Source organism: Streptomyces sp. NPDC031210 (assembly GCF_055570395.1).
Genome location: NZ_JBVIHH010000008.1, coordinates 129,469 through 145,053, shown reverse-complemented (window position 1 = coordinate 145,053; position 15,585 = coordinate 129,469). Strand labels below are relative to the sequence as shown.

At 71.3% G+C, this 15,585-nt stretch carries 18 protein-coding genes; 8 read left to right on the top strand and 10 right to left on the bottom strand.

Features of this window, described 5'->3' with window-relative positions; genetic code table 11:
• Window positions 1-69 precede the first annotated feature (69 nt).
• Window positions 70-750 carry an HD domain-containing protein gene (locus ACZ45Z_RS17025; protein WP_468362643.1) on the top strand — a complete coding sequence of 227 codons (681 nt, stop codon included), beginning with the start codon at window positions 70-72 and terminating at the stop codon, window positions 748-750.
• Between the two features lie 169 nt (window positions 751-919).
• Window positions 920-2,140, top strand: coding sequence for a Cmx/CmrA family chloramphenicol efflux MFS transporter (locus ACZ45Z_RS17020; protein ID WP_468362955.1), 1,221 nt, complete (start codon window positions 920-922; stop codon window positions 2,138-2,140).
• Window positions 2,141-2,146: 6 nt separating this feature from the next.
• On the opposite strand, the gene ACZ45Z_RS17015 is transcribed toward ACZ45Z_RS17020, so the two are convergent.
• The 3 genes from ACZ45Z_RS17015 to ACZ45Z_RS17005 all read right to left on the bottom strand — a co-directional run bounded on the left by ACZ45Z_RS17015 (window position 2,147) and on the right by ACZ45Z_RS17005 (window position 3,481).
• Window positions 2,147-2,680: a pyridoxamine 5'-phosphate oxidase family protein gene (locus ACZ45Z_RS17015; RefSeq protein WP_468362641.1), complete on the bottom strand. Its 534-nt coding sequence runs from the start codon at window positions 2,678-2,680 to the stop codon at window positions 2,147-2,149.
• Window positions 2,681-2,770: 90 nt separating this feature from the next.
• Window positions 2,771-3,067 carry a DUF4031 domain-containing protein gene (locus ACZ45Z_RS17010; RefSeq protein ID WP_468362639.1) on the bottom strand — a complete coding sequence of 99 codons (297 nt, stop codon included), beginning with the start codon at window positions 3,065-3,067 and terminating at the stop codon, window positions 2,771-2,773.
• Between the two features lie 51 nt (window positions 3,068-3,118).
• Window positions 3,119-3,481: a hypothetical protein gene (locus ACZ45Z_RS17005; RefSeq protein WP_468362637.1), complete on the bottom strand. Its 363-nt coding sequence runs from the start codon at window positions 3,479-3,481 to the stop codon at window positions 3,119-3,121.
• Between the two features lie 142 nt (window positions 3,482-3,623).
• Here ACZ45Z_RS17005 and ACZ45Z_RS17000 point away from each other — a divergent pair, with 142 nt between their 5' ends.
• The 3 genes from ACZ45Z_RS17000 to ACZ45Z_RS16990 are packed head-to-tail and all read left to right on the top strand — an operon-like array spanning window position 3,624 to window position 7,151.
• Window positions 3,624-4,562: a MurR/RpiR family transcriptional regulator gene (locus ACZ45Z_RS17000; protein ID WP_468362953.1), complete on the top strand. Its 939-nt coding sequence runs from the start codon at window positions 3,624-3,626 to the stop codon at window positions 4,560-4,562.
• A 44-nt stretch (window positions 4,563-4,606) separates the two neighbouring features.
• On the top strand, window positions 4,607-5,545 hold the full coding sequence (gene murQ / locus ACZ45Z_RS16995; protein ID WP_468362635.1) for an N-acetylmuramic acid 6-phosphate etherase: 939 nt from the start codon (window positions 4,607-4,609) through the stop codon (window positions 5,543-5,545).
• Between the two features lie 58 nt (window positions 5,546-5,603).
• On the top strand, window positions 5,604-7,151 hold the full coding sequence (locus tag ACZ45Z_RS16990) for a PTS transporter subunit EIIC (protein WP_468362633.1): 1,548 nt from the start codon (window positions 5,604-5,606) through the stop codon (window positions 7,149-7,151).
• Here the strand turns inward: ACZ45Z_RS16990 and ACZ45Z_RS16985 are convergent.
• The gene (locus tag ACZ45Z_RS16985; protein WP_468362631.1) at window positions 7,117-7,341 is read right to left on the bottom strand and encodes a hypothetical protein; all 225 of its coding nucleotides are present in this window, start codon (window positions 7,339-7,341) and stop codon (window positions 7,117-7,119) included. The two genes, ACZ45Z_RS16990 and ACZ45Z_RS16985, sit on opposite strands and share 35 nt — an antisense overlap.
• The gene (locus ACZ45Z_RS16980; RefSeq protein WP_468362629.1) at window positions 7,338-7,577 is read right to left on the bottom strand and encodes a hypothetical protein; all 240 of its coding nucleotides are present in this window, start codon (window positions 7,575-7,577) and stop codon (window positions 7,338-7,340) included. The genes ACZ45Z_RS16985 and ACZ45Z_RS16980 overlap by 4 nt, the downstream gene beginning before the upstream one ends.
• Window positions 7,578-7,694: 117 nt before the next feature.
• Between ACZ45Z_RS16980 and ACZ45Z_RS16975 the strand changes: the two genes are divergently transcribed.
• The 3 genes from ACZ45Z_RS16975 to ACZ45Z_RS16965 all read left to right on the top strand — a co-directional run bounded on the left by ACZ45Z_RS16975 (window position 7,695) and on the right by ACZ45Z_RS16965 (window position 9,900).
• Window positions 7,695-8,534: a helix-turn-helix domain-containing protein gene (locus ACZ45Z_RS16975; protein WP_468362627.1), complete on the top strand. Its 840-nt coding sequence runs from the start codon at window positions 7,695-7,697 to the stop codon at window positions 8,532-8,534.
• Window positions 8,518-8,739 (top strand): DUF397 domain-containing protein, encoded by a 222-nt coding sequence (locus ACZ45Z_RS16970; RefSeq protein ID WP_468362625.1) that lies wholly within the window; start codon window positions 8,518-8,520, stop codon window positions 8,737-8,739. Before ACZ45Z_RS16975 ends, ACZ45Z_RS16970 begins: the two co-directional genes overlap by 17 nt.
• A gap of 225 nt (window positions 8,740-8,964) precedes the next feature.
• Window positions 8,965-9,900, top strand: a complete 936-nt coding sequence (locus tag ACZ45Z_RS16965) for a hypothetical protein (RefSeq protein ID WP_468362623.1) — start codon at window positions 8,965-8,967, stop codon at window positions 9,898-9,900.
• Here the strand turns inward: ACZ45Z_RS16965 and ACZ45Z_RS16960 are convergent.
• The 5 genes from ACZ45Z_RS16960 to ACZ45Z_RS16940 form a co-directional block, all read right to left on the bottom strand.
• Entirely contained in the window at window positions 9,897-10,658 is a 762-nt protein-coding gene (locus tag ACZ45Z_RS16960; RefSeq protein WP_468362621.1) for an alpha/beta fold hydrolase, read from the bottom strand. The genes ACZ45Z_RS16965 and ACZ45Z_RS16960 overlap by 4 nt on opposite strands.
• Before the next feature lie 192 nt (window positions 10,659-10,850).
• On the bottom strand, window positions 10,851-12,350 hold the full coding sequence (locus tag ACZ45Z_RS16955; RefSeq protein WP_468362619.1) for a hypothetical protein: 1,500 nt from the start codon (window positions 12,348-12,350) through the stop codon (window positions 10,851-10,853).
• 268 nt (window positions 12,351-12,618) lie between these two features.
• Window positions 12,619-14,244, bottom strand: coding sequence for a chaperonin GroEL (gene groL / locus ACZ45Z_RS16950; RefSeq protein WP_468362617.1), 1,626 nt, complete (start codon window positions 14,242-14,244; stop codon window positions 12,619-12,621).
• Window positions 14,245-14,649: 405 nt separating this feature from the next.
• Window positions 14,650-14,856 (bottom strand): cold-shock protein, encoded by a 207-nt coding sequence (locus tag ACZ45Z_RS16945; protein ID WP_030576453.1) that lies wholly within the window; start codon window positions 14,854-14,856, stop codon window positions 14,650-14,652.
• A gap of 414 nt (window positions 14,857-15,270) precedes the next feature.
• The gene (locus ACZ45Z_RS16940) at window positions 15,271-15,549 is read right to left on the bottom strand and encodes a MoaD/ThiS family protein (RefSeq protein WP_468362615.1); all 279 of its coding nucleotides are present in this window, start codon (window positions 15,547-15,549) and stop codon (window positions 15,271-15,273) included.
• Window positions 15,550-15,585: the final 36 nt, after the last annotated feature.

The following is a 15,585-nucleotide window of genomic DNA, read 5'->3' as shown; positions in this document are numbered from 1 at the left end:
CTCCGCCCGCGCCTCGCCCGCGCTCCGCCACCGCGCACCGTCCCGCGCCCCCGGGGCACAATGGCTCGCATGACTCCCGTGTCCCCTACGGCGCGCCCCACCGACCCGGCACCGGACCTGCGCCGGCGCTGGGCGGCCACCGTGGCGAATGCCCGTGGCTCCCGGGGCGCCGAGGGCCCCGATCCCCTCCCGTACGCGGACGACCTGCTGGCCAGGTGGAGCGAGCCGCAGCGGCGCTATCACAACGTCGCGCATCTGGCCGCCGTCCTGGACCGGATCGACGAACTGGCCGCTTACGCGGACGACTTGCCCGCCGTCCAGTTGGCGGCCTGGTTCCACGACGCGGTCTACCGGCCGGACCGCTCCGAGAACGAGGAGCGCAGCGCCGCCCTCGCCGAGCGCGCGCTGCCCGAACTGGGCATCGGCGCGGCCCGTACGGCCGACGTCGCCCGCCTGGTGCGGCTCACCGTCACCCACGATCCGGCGCCCGACGACCCTGACGGCGAGGTGCTGTGCGACGCCGATCTGGCGGTGCTCGCCGGCTCGCCCGAGCGGTACGCGGCCTACGCCGCCGCGGTCCGCGAGGAGTACGCGTTCGTCCCCGAGCCGGACTTCCGCACCGGCCGAGCCGTCGTTCTGAGCCAACTCCTTTCCCTGCCAAGGCTGTTCAGGACCCCACTGGGTTTCGACGAGTGGGAACACCTCGCCCGCCGCAACCTCGCCACCGAACTGGACCTCCTGACGAGCTGACCTCCTGACGCCCTGACCGGCTGAGCCTCCTGACGTCCTGACCGGCCGAGCCTCCCGACCGGCTGAGCCGCCGACCGCTCAGCCGCCGACCGGGCGAGCCCACCCGGGAATGTCAGTGGCTTCACCGCTGTTGGTTGCTGACATGCCAGCTCATCCCGCCTCCACCCGTATGCCCATAGCCGTCTATGTCCTCGGCCTGTCCGTTTTCGCGCTCGGGACAAGCGAGTTCATGCTGTCCGGCATCCTCCAGCCGCTCGCCCGTGACCTGGGGGTTTCCATCCCCCAAGCCGGTCTGCTGGTGTCGGCGTTCGCGATCGGCATGGTGGTCGGCGCGCCGGTCCTGGCCGCCGCGACGCTCCGGCTGCCGCGCCGCACGACGCTGATCACGCTGCTCGCCCTCTTCGGCCTCGGGCAGGTCGCGGGCGCGCTGGCCCCTTCGTACGCTGTGCTCTTCGTCTCACGGGTGGTGAGCGCGCTGGCCTGCGCCGGATTCTGGGCGGTCGGCGCGGCGGTCGCCGTCTCGCTGGTCCCGGTGACCGCGCGGGCCCGGGCGATGGCCGTCATGGTCGGCGGGCTGAGCATCGCGAACATCGCGGGCGTCCCGGCCGGCGCGCTGCTCGGCCAGCACGCGGGCTGGCGGGCCGCCTTCTGGGCGGTGGCCGCGCTGTCCGCGGTCGGTCTGATCGGGGTGATCGCGCTGGTCCCGGCGACGCCCGTGCCCACCGGGGAGGACCGGCCCCGGCTGCGCCGCGAACTGGCCATCTACAAGGACACGCAGGTCTGGCTGGCCCTGAGCGCCACCGCGCTGAACGGCGCCGCGGTCTTCGCCCTCTTCTCCTACCTCTCGCCCCTGCTCACGGACACCGCCGGACTCGCCGAGAGCTGGGTGCCGACGGTGCTCGGGCTGTTCGGCGTGGGCGCGCTGATCGGTACGTTCATCGGCGGCCGGATCGCCGACGCGCACCTCTTCGGGACGCTGTTCGTGGGCATCTCCGCGTCCACCGTCGTCCTCGCCGTCCTGGCGCTGACCGCCCACAGCCCGGTCGCGGCCGTCGCGCTCTCGCTGATGCTGGGGGTGACTGCGTTCACCACCGCTCCGGCGCTGAACGCCCGGATGTTCAACGTGGCGAACGCCGCGCCGACGCTGGCCGGCGCGACCACCACCGCCGCCTTCAACATCGGCAACACCATCGGCCCCTGGCTGGGCGGGCTGGTCATCGGCGCGAAGTGGGGCTACCCGGCCGTGGCGTGGACGGGCGCGGCGCTGGCCGCGGCGGCCGTCGCCACGACCGCCGTCGCCTTCCGGCTGCACCGCTCCTCGCAGCGCACCCGGCTCGTCGCCTCGTCGGCGGCGGTCACCCGCGCCCCGGAGGAGGCCCGGCAGCGCTGAGCGCCCTCACCCCTCCGCGCCGTCGAAGCTCCAGCGGGTCTGGCTGTAGGTCTCGCCCCGGCCGAAGCCGAAGGCCGTGACCGGCTCGACCCGGAAGACCACCGCGCGGTCGCCCGCCCCGTGGAACGCCCCGTCCCGCACGTCGAAATGCCACTCGCTGCCGTACTTCGCGGCGTACGTCTCGGCCAGCCGGCGCAGCGCCGACTCGTCCTCGACCCGCACCGCCTCGCCCTCGATGACCACGTCCAGGCCCGCGTGCAGGTCGTTCCCGCCGGCGGTCGAGGTGGTCAGCACGCACCGCGGGTCGTGCGCGAGGTTCTTGGCCTTGCGCTCGTCCGGGCCGGTGCAGAAGTGGAGCGCGTCGTCCGCCCAGACGGCCAGCAGCGGAGTGACATGCGGGCGGCCGCCGGGGCGGACGGTCGTGAGCCAGAAGATCTCCGCTTCCGTCATCCCGCCGACGGCCGCGGCCCACGCGGTGGCGGTGGCGCCCTCGCTGCTGTATCGCGTGTCGAGCGTGGTGGCCGGTTCTCTGCCTGACATGACGGTCCCTTTCGGCTGCGGCGGGCCGGTCCCTTTCGGCTGCGGCGCGCGATCAGGCCCATGGTGCGCGGCCCCGCCGCCCCGCCGCCGCTACGACGCGCCGCCGGCCGTGCCGTCACCGGGCGGGCGGCGGTGCTTGGGCCGGCGCAAGCCCGCGGCCGTCAGACGGCGTACGAGTTCCTTGCTGCCGACCTCCACCGCCCCGGCCCGCACCGCGTCGGCGTACCGCTCCGCGGGCACGTCGTAGTGATCCCGCTCGAACGCCCGCTCGGGGGCGCCGATCGCGGCCGCGAAACGGTGCAGCTCCTCGAAGGAGGTGTCGCTGATCAGGTGGGACCACAGCCGGCCGTGGCCCGGCCAGGTGGGCGGATCGATATAAACCGCCACCTCAGCGCTCCGCCCCGGTCGCCACGTCAGCGCTCCGCCCCGGTCGCCACGTCAGCCCTCCGCCGGAGCGCGCAGCCTGCCCACGCGGGCCACCGCGACCGCCGTCTTGGGACAGACCCAGTGCGGATCGGGCCCCAACTCCGGCTCCACATCGAGGGCGTGGGGATCTCCGGACTGCGTGCACACGGGACACAGCGGCCAGCGGCCGTACCGCTCCAGCAGCGCGTCCTGGACGTCCTGGGCTATCAGCCCGGCGACGAATCCGGCGCCTTCAGGCCACTGCTCCACCCACCATCGGCGGTGGACGACCGCGTCCTCGACGAGCGAGACGATGTCGGCGTCGGCCACGTCGTCCGCCACCAGGTCGGCGAGCACCAGCGCCCGCGCGGCATGCAATGCCTGTTCCAGCTCCATGCCGTCCATTGTCCCCCGGACCGGTGCCGCGCACCGGTCGTCATCCACAGCCCGCCGCCGGTCGCGCGACTTTTCCACAGGGCGCACGGCGGGTGTTGACGCCGTCTGGCGCTGAAATTACTTTTCAGATGTGAGCAGCGTCATGAAGGAAACTTTCAAGAGCCCGGCCGCCGAGTCCCGGCCGGCACCGTCCCCGACTCCCCCCGCCCCCGCGGCCCTGGCCGCCAAGGTCCGTACGCTCGCGCCGACGATGACCCGCTCGATGCAGCGGGTCGCGGAGGCGGTGGCGGGCGATCCGGCCGGCTGCGCCGCCCTCACCGTCACCGGCCTCGCGGAGCGCACGGGCACCAGCGAAGCCACCGTCGTGCGAACCTCCCGGCTGCTGGGCTACCCGGGTTACCGCGATCTGCGCCTGGCGCTGGCCGCGCTCGCCGCGCAGCAGGCGGCCGGCGGCGCGCCCGCGGTGACCGCGGATATAGCGGTCGACGACGCGCTGACCGATGTCGTCGCCAAGCTCGCGCAGGAGGAGCGGCAGTGCCTGGCCGACACCGCGGCGGCGCTCGACGTCACCCAGCTCGAAGCGGCCGTCGGCGCGCTCTCCACCGCCCGCCGGATCGATGTCTACGGCATCGGGGCGTCCAACCTCGTCGGCCAGGACCTCGCCCAGAAGCTGCTGCGCATCGGCCTGATCGCGCACGCGCACGCGGATCCGCACCTCGCGGTGACGAACGCCGTGCAGATGCGGCCCGGCGACGTCGCCCTGGCGATCACGCACTCCGGGCGGACCACCGATGTCATAGAGCCCCTGCGGGTGGCCTTCGACCACGGCGCGACGACGATCGCGATCACCGGCCGGCCGGACGGCGAGATCGCCGCGTACGCCGATCACATCCTGACCACCTCGACGGCCCGCGAGAGCGAGCTGCGCCCGGCCGCGATGTCGTCCCGCACGAGCCAACTCCTCGTCGTGGACTGCCTGTTCATAGGTGTCGCGCAGCGTACGTACGAGACCGCGGCGCCCGCCCTGTCCGCGTCCTACGAAGCCCTCGCCCACCGCCACTCCCCGCGCGCCCAGCGCTGACCTCGACCGTCCCCTCCCGGAGCCCGGAAAGAGCTGCCACGCCCATGACTTCCACCGCCGACCACGCACGACTGCGGGCCCAGTTGGAGACCCTCACCACCGAGGCGTTCCGACCCGAGCTCGCCGAGATCGACCGGCGCTCCACCCTGGAGATCGCCCGGACGATGAACGACGAGGACGCCGCCGTCCCGGCCGCCGTCGCCGCCCAGCTCCCGCGGATCGCCGCCGCCATCGACGCCACCGCCGCGCGGATGGCCCGCGGCGGACGGCTGGTCTACGCCGGCGCCGGTACGGCCGGCCGGCTCGGTGTGCTGGACGCCAGCGAATGCCCGCCGACGTTCAACACCGACCCCTCCGAGGTGCTCGGGCTCATCGCGGGCGGCCCGTCCGCGCTGGTCAGTGCCGTGGAGGGCGCCGAGGACAGCAGGGAGCTGGCCGCCGAGGACCTGTCGGCGATCGGCCTGACCGGCCGGGACACCGTCGTCGGGATCTCCGCCTCCGGCCGCACGCCGTACGCCGTCGGCGCGGTCGCCCACGCCCGCTCGCTGGGCGCACTGACCATCGGCCTGTCCTGCAACGCCGGTTCGGAGCTGGCCGCGGTGGCCGAACACGGCATCGAGGTCGTCGTCGGCCCCGAGCTGCTGACCGGCTCGACTCGGCTGAAGGCCGGCACGGCCCAGAAGCTCGTGCTCAACATGCTCTCCACGATCACGATGATCCGGCTGGGCAAGACCTACGGAAACCTCATGGTCGACGTCCGGGCCTCCAACGAAAAGCTCCGGGCCCGTTCGCACCGCATCGTCGCGCTCGCCACCGGCGCCGGCGACCAGGAGATCGAGGCCGCCCTCGCCGCCACGGACGGCGAGGTCAAGCACGCCATCCTCACCCTCCTCGGCGGAGTCGACGCGCCGACCGCCGACCGCCTGCTCAGCGACGCCCACGGCCATCTCCGCGCCGCCCTCGACGCCGCCCGCCCCACCTGACCCGCCCGCCCTACCGGACCTTCCCCCGCCTCGTCGCCCACACAGCAAGGCACCCCATATGCCCGAAGAAGAGAAACGAGACAAGAACCGCGCCCTCGCCGCCGCGCTCCTGCCCCTCGTCGGCGGCGCCGGGAACGTCACCTCCATCGCCCACTGCATGACCCGCCTCCGCCTCGGCCTCCAGGACCGCTCACTGGTCGATGACGACGCCCTCAAGGCGCTGCCCGGCGTTCTGGGAGTGGTCGAGGACGACACCTACCAAATCGTGCTCGGCCCCGGGACGGTCGCCCGCGTCACCCCGGAGTTCGAGCGCCTGGCCGAAGAAGCCCGCACCACCGCGCCCACCGCGCCCACCGCTGCCTCCGCATCCCCCACAGCCGACGCGGCCCCCACCCGCACCGCCGAGGAACTCGCCGCCCAGGGCGCCGCCCTCAAAGCCCGCCGGAAGGCCGCGAACGCCACTCCGGCCAAGCTGTTCCTCCGCCGGATCGCCAACATCTTCGTGCCACTGATCCCGGCCCTGATCGGCTGCGGCATCGTCGCCGGGCTGAACGGTCTGCTCACCAATCTCGGCGTGCTCCCGTCGGTCGTCCCCGCGCTGGCCGCCATCGCCTCCGGCTTCATGTCCCTCATCGCCGTCTTCGTCGGCTACAACACCGCCAAGGAGTTCGGCGGCACGGCCGTCCTCGGTGGCGCGGTCGCCGCGATCATCGTCTTTCCCGGCGTCACACACGTCACCGCCTTCGGCCAGAAGCTCGCGCCCGGACAGGGCGGCGTGCTCGGCGCGCTGGCCGCCGCACTGCTCGCCGTCCGGATCGAGAAATGGTGCCGCCGGAAGGTCCCGGAAGCGCTGGACGTACTGCTCACCCCCACCCTCACGGTCCTGGTCACGGGCCTGGTCACCCTCTTCGGCCTGATGTATGCCGCCGGTGAGGTCGCCACCGCCATCGGCGCCTTCGCCGACTGGCTCCTCGCCCACGGCGGCGCGTTCGCCGGCTTCGTCCTCGGCGGCCTCTTCCTCCCGCTGGTCATGCTGGGCCTCCACCAGGCCCTCATCCCCCTCCACACCACCCTGATCGAGCAGCAGGGCTACACCGTCCTGCTGCCGATCCTCGCCATGGCCGGCGCGGGCCAGGTGGGCGCCGCCCTCGCCGTCTACGTCCGCCTCCCCCGCAACGGCTCGATCCGCAAAACCATCAAGTCCGCCCTCCCCGCCGGTTTCCTGGGCGTCGGCGAACCACTGATCTACGGCGTCTCCCTGCCACTGGGCCGCCCCTTCATCACCGCCTGTCTCGGCGGCGCCGTCGGCGGCGGCTTCGTGGGCCTGTTCCACCAACTGGGCACCACCGTGGGCTCCACCGCCATCGGCCCCTCCGGCTGGGCCCTCTTTCCCCTGGTCAAGGGCAACCAGGGCTTCGCCGCCACGCTCACCGTCTACGCCCTGGGCCTGGCCGCCGGCTACCTCACCGGCTTCCTGGCCACGTACTCCTTCGGCCTCGGCAAGCACCTGCGGACGGAGCTGAACACCGGCCCCCGCTCCCCCGACGGTCCCCCGCCCGGCCCCGCTCCCGTCACGGCATCCGGCTCTCCCAGTTCAGCTCTTTGACCCGTGCCGTCAGCACGGCGTCCGGCGGGGCGGCCCGAAGCGCGTGCGCCGGACAGTCCCATTCCCGGCCGCCCCCGGGCGGGCGCAGTTGTACGCACGGCCCCACCTGCCCCATGACCTTGCCGACCCGACCGTCCCGCCCGTCCACGGCGTAGCCACCGACCGGAGCGGGGCCGGTCACCGGACTCACGCCTGACGCTCCCGGCACGCCGTGACCTCGTAGGCCGCCAGGATCTCGGTGAGCCTGCGGGCGGTGCTGAGATTGCAGCGCCCCAGCTCGATGAGCGGCCCCATCGCCGCGCTCGCGCAGGAGACCGGATCGGTACGCAGCGAGGGCAGGGTGACCCCCACCGCCCGCAGCGCGGCATTCAGCTCCGCCGTCACGTCCTCGGCCGCCCGCACCTGCTCAACCGGTGTCTCCGCCATGACCATCACCTTCCACGCTGAGTGTTCGCTTTGTGCACACAGAGTGGCGGTTGCGGGGCTAGCCTGGACAGAGGCGCAGACCCAACAACCGAACGTGTACGACAGGGAGTTGCTGCGATGCCCGGACCCAAGCCCCTCGATCCGTCTTCCTCACCCCGCGCGATGCTCGGCGCGGAGTTACGCCATCAGCGTGAGAAGGCCGGCCTTACCCAGGACGAACTCGGCGCCCCCCTCTTCGTCAGCGGCTCCTTCATCGGCCAACTGGAGGCGGGCACCCGGCGGATGCAGATGGACCACGCCGTGCGGATCGACGAGATCCTCAAGACGGACGGCTACTTCGCGCGCAATTGCACGGCGGCGACGAAGTCCAAGTACCCGGATCACTTCGCGGAAGCGGCGGAGGCGGAAGCGCTCGCGAAAGTGATCAAGGAGTACGCGCCCGCGCTGATTCCCGGGCTGCTTCAGACGAAGCCGTACGCGCGGGCGGTGTTCCGCGCCTACCAGCCAACCGCGACCGAGGACGTGATCGACCGACTGGCCGAGGCCCGACTCGAACGCGCGCGTCTCCTCGACGATCCAACAACGCCATTGTTGTGGGTCGTCCTTGATGAGGCGGTGCTGCGCCGCAAGGTCGACGGTCCAGCAGTGATGGCGGAGGCACTACGACACATGGTGGCGCTGGCCAAGATGCACAGGCTCGTCATTCAGGTTCTGCCGTTCACAGCGGGGGCTCATGCGGCGCTGAACGGCTCCGTCAAGCTGATGGAATTTGAGGACGCGCCTCCGCTCGCCTACCTCCAAGGCTTGGGAACTGGCCGCCTGCAAGACGACCCAGCTACGGTCGGCCGCCACCAACTCACCTACGATCTGCTAGTGGCCAGCGCACTGTCACCACAAGAATCCCTGGCCTTGATCGAATCAGTGGCGGAGGATTACGCACATGAGGATCAACCGTGAGTACGACGTGAGCACGGCCACTTGGCGCAAGTCCACGTACAGCGGTGGCGATGGCGGCGACTGCCTGGAGGTCGCCGACGGGCTTTCCGACATCGTTCCCGTTCGGGACTCCAAGGACCCCGACGGCCCGGCGCTCGTGTTCCGGGCGCCGGTGTGGGCGGCGTTCGTCGCGGGCGTCAAGTCCGAGGATCTGCGGGGCGTCTGACACCCACTCGGGGTCCGGGGCTCAAGCCACGGACCCCGAGCCCTCTTTCCAAGGAACGGGCGGAGGGAAGTAACCCACCCACCCTCCCCCTGCCCGACTTTGACCACCCGTGACCGGCTTGCCACAACACGTCACGCCGGTCTAGCGTTCGCGACAACAAACAACCCCGGCAGGTGCGCCAACACCGACCGGGGTCTGACCATCAAGATCCACAGGACTGATCTCGTGGCTTCCAAAGACTCTAACGCCGACGCGTGCGCGTCCGCACTCCCCCACCCCTCCGCCCGCCCCGGTTACGGCAAGCGCAGCGCGCCCGACCAACGCCCTTCCCGGCCCGGCGACTTCTCGCATCTGCCGCGCCGCGAGGCGTCCATCGCCGCCTACCTCGACCGGTTGCCCGAGGGCGCGGACATCTCCGTGAAGACGCTGGCCAAGGTGTTACCGGACTACGGCCAGTGCGCCCTGCGGACGGCGCTGCGGCGCCTGTCGGAAGCCGGTCATCTGCGTCGCGTCACCGAGCACCACATGAGTGACGGCGGCAGTCCCCTCTGGGTGACGCGGACGTACTTCTCCCGTACCGCCCGCGACGACGCCTGGTGGATGGCGCTGTGCGCCGGGAACGTCCCGACCAGCGACCGGCCCGCCTCCCCCGCACCGGATCCCGCCACGGCGCCCCGGCCGCCACGCCGCCCGCACAGCCCCGCCTACGCGTTCCTCGCCGCCCTCGGCCGCGCCGAACCCCGTATGACGCTGTCCGCCGCCGACTGCGACGCGCTCGAAGCGCTCGCCGAGGAATGGCTCGCGCGGGGCGCGACGACCGACGAGTTGCTGGCCGCGCTGACCTCCGGGCTGCCACCGCAGGTCCACCACCCCGGCCGCTTCGCCCGAGGCAGGCTGCTCGCCAAGATGCCGCCCGAGCCGGACCCCGCCCCGGCACGGCCCGCGCGCCCGACGCCCCGGGCACCCCACACCCTCCGCGTCATGGAATGCACCGTCTGCCGTGCCCCCGGGCGCCCCGAGGCGCTGCCCGGAGGCGTCTGCGGCCCCTGCCGGGGCGAGACCCCACCGAACCACCGTCCGGCGGGGCCCACGGCCGACCAGGTCCGGGCCCGCGTCCAGCACTTGCGCGAGGCGGCGACCCGCGCTCCGGCGCTCCCTTAGCCGAGGGCTCGCTCGACGGCCACGGCGAGGGCTTGTGGAGCTTCCTCGGGCGGGAAATGGCCCGCGTCCTCCAGCTCGGTCAGCGTGGCGTTCGGGTACCACCGCAGCCACGTGTCCCGCAGGGCTTCAGCCCCCGCCACGGGATCGTGGGCGCCGGCGATGAGGGCAACCGGTGTCGGGTTGCCCTGGACCCGCTCATGGAAATCGGTCCGCGACCAGGAGTCCAGGTACGCGCGGAAGGCGGCAGTGGAGGCTTGTTCCAGCGAGCGGCTCACCATGGCGTCCAGCCAGGCGTCGTCGTGCCGTTCGGCGGTGGTGGTGTTGATGATCGCCTTCCGGTTGCCCGGCTCCCGGTCGGCCGCCGCGAACAGCTCCCACATCTCTCCTTCGAGCGGCAGGCCGGACGCCGCGACCGGCGCCACCCCGATGATCGAGCGAACGCGCGAGGGGGCGTTCAGCAGCATCAACTGGGCCGCCATCCCGCCCATGGAGTGGCCGACGACCGAGAACGTCTCCCAGCCCAGGTGGTCGGCCACGGCGAGGGCATCGCCGGCGATCTCCTCCATGGTGAAGTCACCGTCGGCGCCCTTCGCCTCGCCGTAGCCACGGCAGTCCAGGAACGCGTAGCTGTACGCGTCCCCGTCGAGGTGCGCGCGCATCCCGTCGAAGCTCGACCGGCCGACGAACCAGTGGTGAAGCAGGAGGGCTCGTCGCGGGCCGGAGCCCTGCACGTCATGCGGAAGGACCTGCGGTGTCACAATTCACCTCTGATCGTGAGAAATCATCAGAGAGCAACTGTCGTGTCCGGTGGCGGGCAGGTCAACGCGCCACGCACAGGCCCGCCGCCATGGGCAAGGCCCGCCTGACACGTGCGTCAGGCGGGCCGAGCGGAGCGGGCTGAGCCGAACGGGCCGAGCGGAGCGGATCGAGCCGAGCGGGTTGAGCCGGCCTCAGCCGGCCATGATGCTGCCGAACTGCGGGGCGCCGTCCGTGGAGACGCCCACGGTGGACGGGGAGAGGAAGCGGGAGCCCGTGGTGACCAGGCGGGTGCCGTCCGAGGGGAGGGTGGTGAGCGCGCCGTTGCCGCCGTCCTCGTAGGTGGCGCCCACCGTCAGGTCGGCCTTCTTGTCACCGTTGAGGTCGGAGAGGAAGACCTCGCCGCCGAAGAGGTCCTCCTTCTCGTTGGCACCCGGGACGCCCGGCGTGTTCTGGTGGAAGTACTGGACGTTGTGCGAGGTGTCGATGCCGGAGGACGAGCCGCGCAGCACGGTCACCGCACCGGTCTCGACCGCGCCGTCGATGCTCTCGTGCGCCACACCGATGGCCAGGTCCTGGAAGCCGTCGCGGTTGATGTCGCCGAGCGCGACCTCGTACCCGAACGCGTCCCCGGCCTCGGAGCTGCCGGGCACCGAGCCGGACTCCTGGGTGACGGTGTCGATCAGATCCACCCTCGGGCCGTCGGCCGAGCCGTGGATGATGTTGACCTTGCCGCCCTTGGTGCTGCCCGGCACGCGGTCGTCGAAGGTCATGCCGGTGACCAGGTCGCCGAAACCGTCGCCGTTGACGTCGCCGATGGCCGTGATCATGCCGGCGGGCAGCCGCTTGGCGCGGGCGCCGACCAGGCCGGAGGCGGTGCCGGGCAGGTAGTAATTGACGTTGTAGTAGGGGGAGTTCTTGTCGTAGGCGCTGACGACGAGATCGGTGTAGCCCTGGCCGGTGACCTCGCCGGCGGTGAGCTGGAGGATGCCGTTGCGGGACTCGCCGAGGATGGGCAGCGCGATGGCCGTATGCGCGCCTGCGGCGCCCGCCCGGCTGAAGCCCGCCTTGAAGACGTGCAGGTTCGAGGACGAGGTGCCGACGGCCAGGTCGCTCCTGCCGTCACGGTCGAAATCGCCGGCGGCCAGCGCCGCGCCGAAGCGGTCGTGCTGCGCGGGGGCGGGGTCGGCGAGGGTGGCGGCGCCGCTGCCGGACAGACCCCCGGCCGCGCCCCACAGGATCTGCACGGTGCCGCCGTCGGTGTCGGAGGCGACGTCCTCCTGCGGGGCGGACACCGCGATGTCGGCGTAGCCGTCGGAGTTGAAGTCACCGGCGGCGAGGGCCGAGCCGAAGAGGTCACCGGCCTCGGCGGCGCCCGGAACGCCCGGGGAGTTCTGGCTCAAAGTGATCCGCCGGGACGCGTCCAGGCCGCGCGCCGAACCGTAGAGCACGGTGACGGCGCCGGCGCCCTTCTTGCCGTCGACAGTGGCGGCGGGCGCGGCGACCGCGAGATCGCGGTAACCGTCGCCGTTGAAGTCACCCTGGCGTCCGTCGGCGGCCGGCGCGGCGCTGTCAGCGCCGCTCGCGGCGGCACTGCCGGCGGCGGAAGCGGTGCCGGTGACGGCCGTCAGCAGCCCGGCCGCCAGAGCGGTGGCGGCCGCGGTGGCCAGGGTCGTACGGAAGTGCTGGGGCATGCGGGACTCTCCTGCTGCCTGCGGGATGGATGCACGCGGCATCCACGGCTGAATGGTGTGCCGCTGCCGCCACAGGCGCGGGCGCGATCCTTCTCCCTTGGCCCGAGCGGCAGTTGACGCTCACAAGACCCGCGACGACCGGAGAGAGTTGTAGGGGAAGGGTGAAGACGGCGTGAAATGGACGTGTGGCGAGAGAACGCCGCCGGGGCGACACCCTTCGGAAAGGGTGCCGCCCCGGCGAACGTTGAGGACGAGTGATCCGGGAGGATCAGAAGTCCATGTCACCGCCCGGCATGCCGCCCGGAGCGCCGCCGGCGGCGGCCTTCTCCGGCTTGTCGGCGATGACGGCCTCGGTGGTGAGGAACAGCGCGGCGATGGAGGCGGCGTTCTGCAGAGCGGAACGGGTCACCTTCGCCGGGTCGATGATGCCCTCGGCGATCATGTCGACGTACTCACCGGTCGCGGCGTTCAGACCGTGGCCGATGGGCAGGTTGCGCACCTTCTCCACCACGACGCCACCCTCAAGGCCGCCGTTGACGGAGATCTGCTTCAGCGGGGCCTCCAGGGCCAGCTTCACAGCGTTGGCGCCAGTGGCCTCGTCGCCGTCGAGCTCAAGCTTCTCGAAGACCTGGGAAGCCTGGAGCAGAGCCACGCCACCACCGGCGACGATGCCCTCCTCGACGGCCGCCTTCGCGTTGCGAACGGCGTCCTCGATGCGGTGCTTGCGCTCCTTGAGCTCGACCTCGGTGGCGGCACCGGCCTTGATGACGGCCACGCCGCCGGCCAGCTTCGCCAGACGCTCCTGGAGCTTCTCGCGGTCGTAGTCCGAGTCGCTGTTCTCGATCTCGGCGCGGATCTGGTTCACGCGGCCCTGGACCTGGTCGCTGTCGCCGGCACCGTCGACGATGGTGGTCTCGTCCTTGGTGATGACGACCTTGCGGGCACGGCCCAGCAGGTCGAGACCGGCGTTCTCCAGCTTGAGGCCGACCTCCTCGGAGATGACGGTGCCACCGGTGAGGATGGCGATGTCGCCGAGCATGGCCTTGCGGCGGTCACCGAAGCCCGGGGCCTTGACGGCGACGGACTTGAAGGTGCCACGGATCTTGTTGACGACCAGGGTCGACAGGGCCTCGCCCTCGACGTCCTCGGCGATGATCAGCAGCGGCTTGCCGGACTGCATGACCTTCTCCAGCAGCGGAAGGAGGTCCTTCACATTGCTGATCTTGGAGTTGACGATGAGGATGTACGGGTCGTCGAGCGACGCCTCCATACGCTCCATGTCGGTGGCGAAGTACGCCGAGATGTAGCCCTTGTCGAAGCGCATACCCTCGGTGAGCTCCAGCTCCAGACCGAAGGTCTGGGACTCCTCGACGGTGATGACGCCTTCCTTGCCGACCTTGTCCATCGCCTCGGCGATGAGCTCGCCGATCTGGGTGTCGGCGGCGGAGATGGAGGCGGTGGAGGCGATCTGCTCCTTGGTCTCCACATCCTTGGCCTGCTCCAGCAGGGCGGCGGAGACGGCCTCGACGGCCTTCTCGATGCCGCGCTTGAGGGCCATCGGGTTGGCGCCGGCGGCTACGTTGCGCAGGCCCTCGCGGACCAGCGCCTGCGCCAGGACGGTCGCGGTCGTCGTGCCGTCACCGGCGACGTCGTCCGTCTTCTTCGCGACCTCCTTGACCAGCTCGGCGCCGATCTTCTCGTACGGGTCCTCGAGCTCGATCTCCTTGGCGATGGAAACACCATCGTTGGTGATCGTGGGGGCGCCCCACTTCTTCTCGAGGACGACGTTGCGGCCCTTGGGGCCGAGGGTGACCTTGACGGCGTCGGCGAGCTGGTTCATCCCGCGCTCGAGACCGCGCCGTGCCTCCTCGTCGAACGCGATGATCTTGGCCATGTGAAGTGGTCCTCCCGGACGGGGTGGATTGCTCCGGACCGAGAGGCGCCCGCGACGGACGGCCAGCGTGCCCGGTGGTTCCTTGCCCCACCGCGCCTGCGGGCCTCACCGGCCCGGTCCAAGTTCTGTCACTCTCACTGGGAGAGTGCTAACGCAATGATTAGCACTCGACCCCCGAGAGTGCAAGCGGCTCCAACGGAGTCTCGTATCGGGGTGGCGGTCGGGCGACGGGTGGGCGCAAGCGGCTCCAGCGGAGTCTTGTATAGGGGCGGTGGTCGGGCGACGGGTGGGCGCAAGCGGCTCCAGCGGAGTCTCGTAGAGGGGTGCGGGCCTCCCGGCGGACGGCAGGAGGCCCGCACCCCCCGAGGGGTGCGGGCCTCCTTGACGCTGCAGTCGGTCGGCGCTTCAGCCGGCCGCCACCCGGACCATGTCCGCCTGCGGCCCCTTCTGGCCCTGCGAGATCTCGAACTCGACCCGCTGACCCTCCTCAAGGGTGCGGTAGCCGTCCATCTGGATCGCGCTGTAGTGGACGAAAACATCCGCACCACCGTCGACCGCGATGAAGCCGTACCCCTTCTCCGCGTTGAACCACTTGACGGTGCCCTGAGCCATGCCTAACTCCCCTATTACTGGCCCTTGCACAGGACCGCACTCCGCGACCCCGGGTCAGACCTCACCCCGCGAGAGGCCCGTGGGGTGTGCGCCGGAACGCGTCGACCGCCGCTGAATGTATCTGCACCACTGCCCAGCGCAACAGGTCAATCGGACGAGAATTCTGGGGCCCATGGAATCGGCGATATGCCGCGATTCCCCTTTATCCCGGGCGAGTCGGGCCGGGCATAGCGGCACCTAGGCGGCAAAAGCCGCACACACTTTGCGCACAACTCGGCGCGGTCTCATATGCGTTCGGCATGCGCGCGGAGCGGGATCGCCACAATGGTATCCCCTTTAACGACACGGAATTGCCCCGTCCGCTTTTCGGCGAACGGGGCAATTCACGTCACGCGGGGGAAGGGATGGCGCGAATCAGCACCCGCCGGCCACGGCGGGAATGATCGACACACCGGCGCCCTCCGGCGTCGGCGTCTCCAGACCCTGCTCGAAACGCACGTCGTCGTCGTTGACATACACATTCACGAAACGGCGCAGCTTGCCCGCGTCGTCCAGCACACGGGCCGCGATGCCCTGGTGGTTCTTCTCCAGGTCGGCGATCACCTCGGCCAGGGTCGCGCCCTGGGCGGGGACCTCGGCCTTGCCACCGGTGTACGTGCGGAGAATGGTGGGGATGCGGACGTTGACGCTCATGGTTCTGCCTTCCAGCGACGGGTGCGAGTTCGGTGC